The sequence below is a fragment of the Lampropedia puyangensis genome (genome assembly GCF_004833285.1).
GTDB classification, from domain to species: Bacteria; Pseudomonadota; Gammaproteobacteria; order Burkholderiales; family Burkholderiaceae_C; genus Lampropedia; species Lampropedia puyangensis.
Genome location: NZ_STFG01000018.1, coordinates 50,531 through 62,646, shown reverse-complemented (window position 1 = coordinate 62,646; position 12,116 = coordinate 50,531). Strand labels below are relative to the sequence as shown.

General features: G+C 52.2%; 11 protein-coding genes and 1 tRNA gene. 7 read left to right on the top strand and 5 right to left on the bottom strand.

Annotated features, from left to right (window positions below):
• Nucleotides 1-1,026 precede the first annotated feature (1,026 nt).
• Entirely contained in the window at nt 1,027-1,419 is a 393-nt protein-coding gene (locus tag E9531_RS13835; RefSeq protein WP_136574357.1) for a nuclear transport factor 2 family protein, read from the bottom strand.
• A 101-nt stretch (nt 1,420-1,520) separates the two neighbouring features.
• On the opposite strand from E9531_RS13835, the gene E9531_RS13830 reads away from it, so the two are divergent.
• Nucleotides 1,521-2,318, top strand: coding sequence for an AraC family transcriptional regulator (locus tag E9531_RS13830; RefSeq protein ID WP_136574356.1), 798 nt, complete (start codon nt 1,521-1,523; stop codon nt 2,316-2,318).
• Between the two features lie 137 nt (nt 2,319-2,455).
• Here the strand turns inward: E9531_RS13830 and E9531_RS13825 are convergent.
• The 3 genes from E9531_RS13825 to E9531_RS13815 form a co-directional block, all read right to left on the bottom strand.
• Nucleotides 2,456-2,530, bottom strand: a tRNA-Arg gene (locus E9531_RS13825).
• 181 nt (nt 2,531-2,711) lie between these two features.
• Nucleotides 2,712-3,674, bottom strand: a complete 963-nt coding sequence (locus tag E9531_RS13820; RefSeq protein ID WP_136574355.1) for an NAD(P)H-dependent flavin oxidoreductase — start codon at nt 3,672-3,674, stop codon at nt 2,712-2,714.
• A gap of 205 nt (nt 3,675-3,879) precedes the next feature.
• Complete coding sequence (locus tag E9531_RS13815) at nt 3,880-5,571, bottom strand: electron transfer flavoprotein-ubiquinone oxidoreductase (protein WP_136574354.1); 1,692 nt, start codon at nt 5,569-5,571, stop codon at nt 3,880-3,882.
• Between the two features lie 346 nt (nt 5,572-5,917).
• On the opposite strand from E9531_RS13815, the gene E9531_RS13810 reads away from it, so the two are divergent.
• The 6 genes from E9531_RS13810 (at nt 5,918) to pcp (ending at nt 10,422) form a co-directional block, all read left to right on the top strand.
• Entirely contained in the window at nt 5,918-6,697 is a 780-nt protein-coding gene (locus tag E9531_RS13810) for an SDR family oxidoreductase (RefSeq protein ID WP_136574353.1), read from the top strand.
• A gap of 158 nt (nt 6,698-6,855) precedes the next feature.
• The gene (locus E9531_RS13805) at nt 6,856-7,161 is read left to right on the top strand and encodes an ElaB/YgaM/YqjD family protein (RefSeq protein ID WP_136574352.1); all 306 of its coding nucleotides are present in this window, start codon (nt 6,856-6,858) and stop codon (nt 7,159-7,161) included.
• Nucleotides 7,162-7,302: 141 nt separating this feature from the next.
• Nucleotides 7,303-7,704, top strand: a complete 402-nt coding sequence (locus E9531_RS13800) for a phage holin family protein (protein WP_158291795.1) — start codon at nt 7,303-7,305, stop codon at nt 7,702-7,704.
• Nucleotides 7,701-8,189: a hypothetical protein gene (locus E9531_RS13795; protein ID WP_136574350.1), complete on the top strand. Its 489-nt coding sequence runs from the start codon at nt 7,701-7,703 to the stop codon at nt 8,187-8,189. Before E9531_RS13800 ends, E9531_RS13795 begins: the two co-directional genes overlap by 4 nt.
• Nucleotides 8,190-8,255: 66 nt before the next feature.
• Nucleotides 8,256-9,731: a M20/M25/M40 family metallo-hydrolase gene (locus tag E9531_RS13790; protein WP_136574349.1), complete on the top strand. Its 1,476-nt coding sequence runs from the start codon at nt 8,256-8,258 to the stop codon at nt 9,729-9,731.
• Nucleotides 9,732-9,771: 40 nt separating this feature from the next.
• Nucleotides 9,772-10,422: a pyroglutamyl-peptidase I gene (gene pcp / locus E9531_RS13785; protein ID WP_136574348.1), complete on the top strand. Its 651-nt coding sequence runs from the start codon at nt 9,772-9,774 to the stop codon at nt 10,420-10,422.
• Nucleotides 10,423-10,527: 105 nt separating this feature from the next.
• Here pcp and E9531_RS13780 read toward each other — a convergent pair whose 3' ends face one another.
• The gene (locus E9531_RS13780) at nt 10,528-12,030 is read right to left on the bottom strand and encodes a polyhydroxyalkanoate depolymerase (protein ID WP_136574347.1); all 1,503 of its coding nucleotides are present in this window, start codon (nt 12,028-12,030) and stop codon (nt 10,528-10,530) included.
• Between the last annotated feature and the right edge of the window lie 86 nt (nt 12,031-12,116).

The following is a 12,116-nucleotide window of genomic DNA, read 5'->3' as shown; positions in this document are numbered from 1 at the left end:
GAGATTCAGCCTCCACGGATACCGGTGCGATTCACGCCTTGGCTCATACCCAACTCATGGGTGCAGGCGTGGAGTGTCCGACTCAGCCTCCTGAAGTCCTTGACTGACGTTCCCTACTCGGCCATTTCTCTTGGCCACTTGTTTCGGTATGGCCCACTCGGTGAAGAGCAGTTGGCTCAGCTCATTGTTGATCTGGAGTGGGGAAAATTTTCAGCCATTGGGCGAGACCCACGACAAAATGGACTTGTTGGCCTATTGTTTGACCGAGCTGCCCTTATCGCTAAATATCGAGCAACAAATAGTTCGGTCATATCGATTCCCGATGCAGCAAAGTCCCTTGGAGTCAAGCAAGAGGTCGGTTATGCACTGGCTAGACTATCGCTGTTAGAGACTTTGCCAATAGTTGTTGGAAGAAGATGCGCGCGAGGAGTACGTGTCGATTCAATCCTGAAATTTCAGACCGAGTACGTCTTCGCGACCATGCTGGCAAAGTTGAGGGGCAGTTCAAGCACTACCATTGCAGCTGAATTGACCGAAAGAGGAGTCGCCCCCGTGGCAAGTCGTGCCATTGGAAATTGCAGACAGATTGTGTACCGTCGAGCCGATCTTCTTTCTGTTGACTGGGTTCAGAAATTGATGCCGACCGGACCCGTACAGTCAGCACCATAATTGAGGTGTCTTGGAGGACTTGACGGCGCAGCTTCCCTCTATCTAGGCTATTGGCAAAGATTTCTTTCAGTTGGGAAGATCATTTTGATGGTCCGTCAGAACTTGAAAGTAGCTGTTGTAGGAAATTTGCAGAATCAGGAGAATGAGTCATCAATTTATTCTCAATGAATTTGCAAAGTCTATAGGGCATGATGTACGCGAATTCGCAGAATCAATGAGAACCTACAGATGAGGATAGAGGTGCTTGATGCACTGCATGCTTCGCGATAAATAAGCGTGCATAAGATGAGAGAAATAAACAAAGGCCATGGACTATTTCATGGCCTTTGTTGCATTTACCTTATATGACTTCGAGCCTCATTTGATGCAGCCTATCGCCCGGTCGGATTCTGCTCCTTCCAGCATCAGCGTGGTTTCTTCTATGCGTGTGAAGCGTCCCGCGTCATCTAGTTGCGCGAATAGATAGACTTCCTGCACTACTTTTTCGCCGTTGTGCTTGGTGATATGTACGCGGTGGCGGTCTGCATAACGGTTGCCATCGCGTAGCTCGTCGAGTATTTCTATATCGGCTAATGCGACAATTTTGCGCAATGCATGGAGATGTTGCGAGAAGGCTTCACGATCGTCCCATTGGCCATTAGTCCGTTGCCTGTAATCAGGGCTGAAGTGGCGGTCAAGAATATCGTCTATTGGAATGTCAAGTCTGTTGAGGATCTCGTTTAATGCGGTTGCTATGGTGATTGCTGTCACTGCGATTGCTCCTGCGCTATCTGCTGAATTTGTCTGCACTGTATGCTGATGCGAATGGCTCTAGTACGATATAGGCGACATTCGATATCTTTTTTATGCCAATGGCGAATATCCCTTTGTTGTCTTATGCACAGGCCTGCTCTTCCAGCGGTCCGGTTCTAATCACGGCGATTGCACAAAGTGACTCCATCCGTGACACGCATTGGCATCAGCATGCACGAGGGCAGTTGCTCTGTGCTACTAAGGGGCTTATTTCAGTTAGTGCTGCACATAGTCGCTGGGTGGTGCCTGCAACGCATGCGGTCTGGATTCCGCCTGATGTACCTCATAGTTTGCGTTCGCATGGTCCATTTTCAGGATGGAGTCTCTATGTTGCTGCTGATGTGTGTGCGGCAATGCCAGCCCAGCCTTGTGTGTTGTCTGTTTCTGGCTTGCTGCGTGAGGCAGTGCTGCGGTCTACCTCATGGTCAGGCACTGGGTTGGATGCTGCGCAGTCGCGACTGGCGCATGTCATGCTGGACGAAATGGCGGCCCTTCCTCGCGTGGCACTGGGTTTGCCCATGCCTAGCGATACGCGGTTACTTAGGATTGCACAGGCCTTGTCTGAGCGCCCTGGAGATGATCGAAGTCTTGATGCTTGGGCGCGTTGGGCTGGTATTGCGCCGCGCACAATGAGCCGCCGCTTTATCGCTGAAACAGGATTCAGCTTTACTGAATGGCGACAGCGCGTGCGGCTATTGGGGGCATTAGAGCTACTCATGTCGGGCCAATCGGTCATGGCAACCGCACTGGATATGGGCTATGACAACGTGAGTGGATTTATTGCTCTGTTTCGTCGTTTTTTTGGTGTTACACCTGGCCAGTATGCATCCTCATTGGGTACGGACATATTTTTCTGAGTTATTGAATTTGCCTGTCTTAATGCGGCTGTGCATATATGTTGGGCTTTGTCAAATTGTTAAATGTGGTCAAACAAAGCCGTGAATTGCTACGGTTGGGATGCTTGAACATTGATCTGTGTCTAGCGAGTTCTTTCTGGTATCCCGGACAGGAATCGAACCTGTATCTCAACCTTAGGAGGGTCGCGTTCTATCCATTGAACTACCGGGACTGGGTATCTGAGTACTTGAAGAAACTGATTCACACAGGAGTCATGCGAGACAGGACCTCTTGTCAGTATGGTTCGATGTGCGAGTTTTCTGGTGCAAGGCGATTGTAGCGGCTCTACGCGGGGAGTTTTGAATTGGGTGCGCTCTCTTTGCTCTCGCATCCAAACTCGCGTTCAAAGGCATTTAAGCGAATAAGCGCTGGCGGGCGGCTTGGTATTCGCGTTCAATGCGTTGCACCAGTTGTTGTGCGGGCAGTATTTCGTCGATAGCTCCAATGCCTTGTCCGCAGCCCCATATATCGCGCCATGCTTTGGTTTTTTTCGATCCATCACCACCAAAGTTCATGTCACTGAGTTTGCCTTCAGGGAGATGATCTGGATCGAGGCCGGCTGCGCGAATGCTGGGTGCTAGGTAGTTGCCGTGTACGCCAGTGAAGAGGTTAGAGTAGACGATGTCATCAGAGGTGTAGTCCACCAAAGCCTGTTTGTATTCAGCTGAAGCATGGGCTTCTTCAGTTGCAATAAAGGCGGAGCCCATATAGGCGAAATCGGCACCCATGGCTTGTGCTGCCAAAACGGCATCGCCTGTGGCAATGGAGCCAGAGAGTGCCAGAGGCCCATCAAACCAACGGCGAATTTCTTGAATCAGTGCGAACGGGCTTTTCACCCCTGCATGGCCACCTGCACCTGCTGCGACTGCGATCAAGCCGTCAGCACCTTTTTCGATGGCTTTTTTCGCAAAGGTATCGTTGATGACATCGTGAAACACCACGCCGCCATAGCTGTGTGCGGCTTCATTGATTTCAGGGCGGGCACCCAGTGAGGTGATGATGATGGGGACTTTGTATTTGACACACAAGGCCATGTCATGCTCTAAGCGGTCATTGCTCTTGTGCACGATTTGGTTGATGGCAAAAGGAGCTGCTGGGCGATCGGGATGTTGGGCGTTGTGGGCAGCCAGGCTTTCAGTGATTTCTTTGAGCCATTCTTCGAACAATTCGGCAGGACGAGCATTCAGGGCAGGCATCGATCCGACGATGCCTGCTTTGCATTGGGCAATCACCAATTGTGGGTTGCTGATGATAAAAAGCGGGGAGCCGATGACGGGAAGGCGCAGGTGCTGCAAGGCTGCGGGAATGCGAGGCATGGCGAGTCTCCTGATGGGATTGAACTGATGTGGAGTGAGAGTGCATGGTTACAACGCAATGGTGTCCATGGCTGTAACCCCAATGTAGCTGGGCGCAACGGACTGTGCAACCCGAGCACAAGGGATAAGTGCCTTGTGCGTGACAGTGCCAGAAAAAAATGGCCGCAACCTTAAGTGAGGGTGCGGCCATTTTTGCGTTGTCTGTTTACATGTCGGTGTAGTTGGGGCCGCCGCCGCCTTCAGGCGCGACCCAGACAATGTTTTGTGTGGGGTCTTTGATGTCGCAGGTTTTGCAGTGCACGCAGTTTTGGGCATTGATTTGGAGGCGCTTGCCATCTTCACCAGCCGCGTCATCTACGAACTCATATACGCCAGCGGGGCAGTAACGAGATTCTGGACCACCAAATTTGCGCAGATTGATCTCTACGGGGACGCTGGCGTCTTTAAGTGTCAAATGCGCAGGTTGATTTTCACCGTGGTTGGTATTGCTGATGAACACGCTGGAGAGGCGGTCAAAGGTGATTTTCCCATCTGGCTTGGGATAGTCGATCTTGGTGCATTCGGCTGCGGGCTTGAGGAACGTGTGGTCAGCAGCTGGATTTTTGAGTGTCCACGGTGGTGTTTTGACGCCAATTTTGGGCAGTAACCAGTGCTCAACGCCGGTCATTAGCATGCCTACTGTGCGGCCCTTTTTGAACCATGGCTTGAAGTTACTGGCGGCTTTGAGCTCTTGGTGCAACCAGCTCTTTTCAAAGGCCTCGGGGTAAGCGGTCAGTTCGTCGCGCTGGCGCCCTGCGATAACAGCATCAAAAACGGCATCAGCGACCAGCATGCCGCTTTTGATGGCTGCGTGGCTGCCTTTGATGCGACTGGCGTTCAGGTAACCCGCATTGCAGCCTACGAGTGCACCACCAGGGAAAATGGTTTTTGGCAGACTGGGGATTCCGCCATTGTTGATGGCGCGGGCGCCATAGCTTAGGCGCTTACCGCCTTCAATGTGTTTGAGGATGGAAGGATGTTTTTTCCAACGCTGCATTTCCTCAAAAGGGCTTAGCCATGGGTTTTTGTAGTCTAGGCCAATGACAAAACCGAGGGTAACTTTGTTGTCCTCCATGTGGTAGAGAAAGCCTCCCCCGAATGTGTCTTTATCCATAGGCCAGCCTGCAGTGTGCACGACCAGTCCGGGTTTGGCTTTATCAGCAGGGATTTCCCAAAGTTCTTTGATGCCAATGCCAAAGCTTTGTGGGGCTTTGCCATCTTGCAGCTGAAAGTGCGCGAGCAATTGACGCCCTAGTTGTCCGCGTGCGCCTTCGGCAAAAATGGTGTACTTCGCATGCAGTTCCATACCCAACTGGAATTCACCAGTGGGCTCACCATCTTTGCCAATGCCCATGTTGCCTGTGGCAATGCCTTTGACGGCGCCTTGCTCGTCGTACAGGACTTCAGTGGCGGCAAAACCAGGGAAAATTTCCACGCCCAAGGCCTCAGCCTGCGCAGCCAGCCAACGCACGACATTGCCTAAGCTGATGACGTAGTTACCTTCGTTATGAAAGTTGTTGGGAATGAGCGCCGCAGGTGTTTTGGTTGCGCCTGTTTCGGTCAGTAGCAGCACTTCGTCTTCACTGACAGCTTGGTTCAGTGGCGCGCCTTTTTCCTTCCAGTCGGGAATCAATTCGCTGATGGCAATGGGATCCATCACTGCGCCAGAGAGAATGTGCGCGCCGGGCTCAGAGCCTTTCTCCAGCACCACAATATTGATATCTTGGCCTTTCTCTGCCGCCAATTGCTTGAGGCGAATGGCCGTAGAAAGCCCTGCTGGTCCGCCCCCGACGATCACAACGTCGTACTCCATGGATTCACGTGGGCCGTATTGGGCGAGAATTTCTTCGTTTGTCATATTACTCATTCCTGTGGGGCTCGCCTTGATGGGCGATGGCTAGTCTCACTCTATCGTTTTGGTGCTAATGCTGCGCATGGTGCATGAAAAATCGCAGCACCTTGTCTATTGCGTGACGCCTTGTCGTTTGTGTGACTGTTGGCGCAAGCCGAAAAGTGACAATGCAGGCTACTGGCTGTAGTGGCCGTTTAGTGCGCGGCATGGGCGAGCAACACAGCGGTATTTGTGTTTGCCTTAGGCGCTGTCTCGAGTAGGAGGCACAACCCTTACGCCAGCCATTTGCACTGCCTAACTTAATGAATATGGGCCGCAGCAACAAAAGCGCCTAATGATACAAGGAACATACATGGCTTACACAATAGATTTGAGTGGAAAAACAGCAATTGTGACTGGAGCTTCGAGTGGGCTTGGACGTCAATTCGCGATGGTTTTGGCTTCTGCTGGCGCAAAGGTGGTTTTGGCAAGCCGCAGGCGTGACTCCTTGGAGTCGGTGGCGCAAGGCATTGCGCAAGCGGGCGGGCAGGCTTTTGTGGTCGAGTTGGATGTGACCAGTCAATCCTCGATTGAGGCCGCTATTGCCCAAGCAGAGGAAATGGCGGGCCCTATTGATATTTTGGTCAACAACTCGGGAGTGAGTACGACACAAAAACTGCAGGATGTCAGCCAGGAAGATTGGGAGTTTGTGCTCGGCACTAACCTCAAGGGGGCCTTTTTCGTCGCACAAGCAGTTGCCAAGCAGATGATTGAGCGGGCTAAGGCCACAGGCGGGGTATTGAGTGGTGCGCGCATCATCAATGTGGCATCTATGGCTGGTTTGAAAGTGCTGCCCATGATTGGCATCTACGCCATCAGTAAAGCAGGTGTTGTGCAGATGACAAAGGCTATGGCGCTGGAGTGGGGGCGGTTTGGTATCAATACCAATGCGCTGTGCCCTGGTTACATTGAAACGGAAATCAACCGTGCCCATTTTCAAACAGAAGCAGGGCAAAAGCTAATTCAAATGCTTCCGCGCAAGAAAATAGGCCAACCGCAAGACTTGGATGCGCTGATCGTGTTACTGGCCAGTGGCCAAAGCCATTTTGTTAATGGTGCCACTATTGCGGCTGATGATGGTTTTGCCGTGTAGCAATCGGCCGCTCAAGTGCTAAACACGTGGCTTTAGCATGGTGAAAATGGACCTGTTCTCTCTGACATGCAGATGGCGTTATGATGCAAAGCACATGAGTTGCAGCTTGCTGTTGCGGCTATGTTTACAAATCATTCATCAACAAACAGAGGTGTGATATGGGAATTTTTTCTGGAAAAACTCAACCCCGCGATGAACTAGAGAAGCTGGTCGACGAACTGCGTGATGTGATCTCCAGCCGTGATTTGGATGACGTGCCCCAAATTCGCCAGATTCGTGAGCGCTTTGATGAGGGCTACCACAACTTGCGCGATGCAGCGGTGCGTACTGCGCAAGAAGCGGCAAGCCGTGCGAAAGACCATGCGCATGCAGCTAACCAGTACGCACACGATGAGCCATGGCAAGTGGCAGGCGCTGCGATTGCTGTTGGCGCATTGCTTGGTTATTTGCTGGCGCGCCGTTGAGTGCTGATCGCATGAAGCACAGGGGCCGCGCACCAGCTTGATGGGCCACCCTATTCGTATCATGTAGGCTTAAAAGCCAGCGAGACCGCGCCTTTGATGAGGTGGTTGGCCTCGCTGGCTTTTCTATTGGGAGGATCTATTGTGGCAATTCAGTGGCAATCATTGCTTGGGCTTGACAGGTTTCGTGAGTCGGCGCGGTATTGGGTAGATGAGAGCTCGATCGCGCTGTCTGATCGATTGGAGCTGGCCCGGTTAGAGGGGCAGAAGCAGTTTTCCGCCATAGTCGGTTTGATTGTGGCTGCTGCTTTATTACTCATGCTGCTATTTGGTGCGCTGATTGTCGGCTCATTCATGGTGCTGCTGAGTTGGTGGCAAACCCCGCAGTGGGGCACAGCCTTGGCGTGGATTGCGGGAGCTTGGGGCGTAGCACTATTGGTTGCCATTGTGGCGATGGTGCGCATGGTCAAGAAGATGGCCCAGCCATTCGTGTTGACACGGCAAGTGCTGGCACAGGATTTTCGTGATCTGAAGGAGCGGCTATGACAGTAGAAAGAAATGGGGAACTGTCTGCGGCGCAGGCCAAACTCGATCGGATTTTGCAGTTGCAGCAAGCCATTGAGCAAGCTTCTGAACAAGTGCATATGGCAGAGACTGTGCAACCACAAGAGCAAAAAGTGATGCTGCGCATTTTGGCGCAGCGACGCAGGTGGAGCCAGCGTGAAGCTCAGCGCCATTGGAATAGAGAAGAGCGCAATGCAGTCACATCCGGCTTTTCTGTTGGTGCACGTGAGCGCTCTGCTCAGAATAGATCTCTCCACCAAGGTGAACTGGCGCAGGCGTTACCGTTGGTGGGAGAGGTACAAGCATTTGCGTTCAAGCACCCCGTTGCAGTCGGATTGGCTCTTGGTGTCAGTTTGGTGGTGGGCCCCAAGCGTATCTTTAAGACGGCACTTTGGATGGCTCCTCTGATGTGGCGTGGCTGGTCAATGGCGCAACGCATGCGTGGGACTTTAGGGGAACGCCGCTAGACGCGCGTTTGTTTGTTCTTGGTGACACAATACTTGCTTAAATTTTGTTAAACGACCTTGAGCCTTATGAACGCCCCAGCAACCCCTGCGCAATTTGCTCCGCAACAAGCGTTAGAAACGCTCTCTCAGAAATGGGATGATGACATTGTTGGGCGCTTGACCGAATACATTGCGATTCCTGCGAAATCGCCGATGTTTGAAAAGAACTGGCAAGCCCTTGGTTTGATTGAAAAAGTGGTGCAAAACGCTGCGGACTGGGTTGCTGCGCAGCGGGTTACAGGGCTGCGTTTGGAAATTGTGCGCTTGCCCGGTCGCACACCAGTGCTGTTTTTTGAGGTGCCCGCCACGGCAGCCGATGGGCAAACCGTATTGATGTACGGGCATCTGGATAAGCAGCCTGAATTTTCTGGGTGGCGTAGCGATCTGGGGCCATGGACGCCTCAGTACCTGGATGGGAAGCTCTATGGCCGAGGCGGTGCCGATGACGGGTACGCCGTATACGCCAGCGTGGCTGCGATTGCTGAGTTGAAGCGGCAAAATATCCCGCATCCCCGCATTGTTGGGTTAATTGAAACCTCTGAGGAGAGCGGCTCCATTGACTTGCTGCCTTATATCGATGCCCTCAAACCCAAACTGGGTGACGTAGGCTTGGTGATTTGTCTGGACTCGGGCGCAGGCAATTACGATCAATTGTGGTTAACAACCAATTTGCGCGGAAACATCACGGGCACGTTGAAGGTGGAGATTTTGACTGAAGGTATTCATTCAGGAGATGCCTCGGGTGTTGTGCCCTCTTCATTTCGCATCATGCGGCAAGTGCTCGATAGGTTAGAAGACAGCGCGAGTGGCCATTTGCTGCCTGAGGTGTTTCACTGCGATATTCCTGCTGAACGTACTGTACAAGCCCAGATCACCGCTGGTATTTTGGGTGAGGATACGTATGCCCGTTTTCCTTGGGCGCATTACGATTGCGGTGGCGCTACCTTATTCGCGTTGCCTACGACTACTGATCCGGTGGAGGCATTGCTCAAACGTACATGGCGCCCAACTTTGAGTGTGACCGGTGCGGAGGGGCTGCCCAGCCTAGACAATGCTGGCAATGTGTTGCGCCCGTATACCGCCTTCAAGTTGAGTATTCGCACCCCACCATTGGTGGATGCAGCCGCTTGTATTGAGCAGATGAAAAATCTGTTGGAAGACAATGCGCCGTACCAAGCCAAGGTAACTCTTGAAGACCTGCATGGTGCCAATGGCTGGAACGCACCGTCCATGGACAACTGGTTCCAGCAATCCTTAGATGCGGCAAGTCTGGCGCACTTTGGGTCGCCCTGTGGGTACATTGGGCAGGGCGGCACAATCCCTTTGATGGGGTTATTGAGTGAGAGTTTCCCTTCTGCTCAAATGATGGTTTGTGGAGTGTTAGGCCCCAAAAGCAATGCCCATGGTCCTAATGAGTTTTTGCATGTGCCGTATGCGAAGAAGCTCACGGCAGCTGTGGCGCAAGTGATTGCCGCGATGTCTGCGGCTGCTGCAGCTCAGTAAGCTTGAGGCGCAAGCACACCATAAGAAAAGGGCAAGTGGTATGAGCCTTCCTGTATCTACTGCTCCCGTTTTGGTTACCGGATTCGAACCATTTGCTGGTGCGGCAAGCAACCCCAGTTGGCGTGTGGCACAGGCTTTACATGGGCATAACATTGGCGGCATCGCAATAGTGGCAGCATGTTTACCAACTGCATTTGGCCAGTCGCTCGTGCGTTTGCGTGCTTTGCTCGATAACTATCAACCGCAAATGTTGGTTTGTTTAGGCTTGGCTGGCGGACGCTCAGCCATCTGCATTGAACGCATCGCTATCAACTTGATTGACGCGCGAATTCCCGACAATGAGGGAGAACAGCCCATTGATGTTCCGGTTGTCGCTGGGGCGGTTGCGGCATATTTCTCGACTCTTCCAATCAAAACCATGTGCCGTGCTATTCGGGCTTTGGGCATCCCATCGGAGATTTCACACTCGGCAGGCACTTTTGTCTGCAATCAAGTGATGTATGGCGGGCTGCACATGGCGCATGCTAGTGGTAAGGGCATGCGGGCAGGCTTTATTCATCTTCCGTGGGCGACTGGTGAAGGGGTGCCTTCGCTTGATGACAATATGATGGTTGCTGCAATTGAGGAGGCCATTGCGGTTGCACTTGAGTGCCCGTGTGATGTGCGTGAGGTTGGTGGCTCGATATATTGAGAGGCTTGCCACATTGCCTGCATAAATAAGCGTTTTCGCACTGGGATAAAAAAGGACTTCTCTTGAAGTCCTTTGGTAATTATTGGTATTGCGTCCTTGAGCACATCAATCCAGTGTTTGCGCTTGCACTGCGACGGGCCTTTTACTGGCCGGGCGTGTGGGAGCTTTTCCTGGGGGTTGGGTAGTCGTACCTGCGGTTGTTTTTTTTGCGGGTGTCGTGCGTGCGGGGCGCTTTGTTGAAGACGCTGTTGCAGCGGGTTTCTTTGTAGCAGCCTTTAACGTTTTCGCTGCAATAGGTTTTTTTTCAGTCGGTGCGTTATTGTTTTCTAGTTTGGTGGCAGGCGCTGGCTGAAAACGCAAAATGAAATCACGTACTTGCGGATAGACGATTTTGCGCCATTTGCTGCCACTGAAAATACCATAGTGGCCGGCCCCTTTGACTTCCACATGTGCGCGATCTGCATCTCTAATGCCTGAACACAATGTATGCGCAGCTTGGGTCTGGCCAGAGCCAGAGATATCGTCGAGTTCGCCTTCGATGGTGATCAGACCGGTATGGCGAATATCTGCAGGTTTGACCAATTCTGCTTGGCCTGCTGGATTGCGTACTTCCCAAGTGCCATTGACCAATTTGAACTTCTGAAAGACGGTCTCAATCGTTTCCAGGTAGTAGTGGGCATCCATGTCCAGAACGGCGTTGTACTCATCGTAGAATTTGCGATGGTGCTCAGTTGCATCTTCGTCACCTTTGATCAGGTTTTGAAAGTAATCGTAGTAGCTGCTGGCATGGCGATCGGGGTTCATGGCGACAAACCCTGTGTACTGCAAAAAGCCGGGGTAGACTAAACGCCCTTCGCCCGGGTAACCGTGCGGAACGCGGTAGATCAGGTTGTTTTCAAACCATTCAAAGCTGCGCTCGGTGGCCAGGTTATTTACCGAAGTAGGTGCTTTGCGTGCATCAATGGGGCCTCCCATCATGGTCATAGACAAAGGGGTGGTTTCACCTCGACTAGCCATAAGAGAAATGGCAGCCAGCACAGGCACAGTAGGCTGGCATACGCTCATCACGTGGCAATTGCCATAGTTTTCTTGCAGGTAACGGATAAAGGTCTGCACATAGTTGACGTAGTCGTCCAGATGGAATACGCCTTCCTCTAACGGGACGGTACGTGCATTTTTCCAGTCTGTGATGTAGATTTTGTGGCCACCGAGCATCGTGCGTACAGTCTCACGCAGCAGTGTGGCGTAGTGGCCTGAGAGAGGAGCGACAATCAGAACCACGGGTTGCTTCAGCATGGCATCAAGCGTGGCGCTGTTATCCGAGAACCGTTTGAAGCGGCGCAACTCACAAAATGGCAAATCCATCTCTACGCGCTCATGAATGGCGACATCAACGCCGTCCATATCCACGGTTTCAATATCAAATGTCGGTTTGACGTAGTCTTTCCCTAAACGGTAAAGCAAGTCGTAGCCAGCTGCAACGCGGTGTGCTAGGGCAGTGTCTGCAAACATCCACGAAGGGTTGGAGAACAACTTCGATGTGGCTTTTGCGAAATCTGCAAATGGCTCAGAGATGGCACGTTGTGCCTCATAAAGTTGGTAAAGCATGGCATGACCTTTTTTGTTGCAATGCACAATATAGCAGTAGACCGTGACAGTTGCTACGGGCCTAGGCTCGGGCATACCCGCATCTT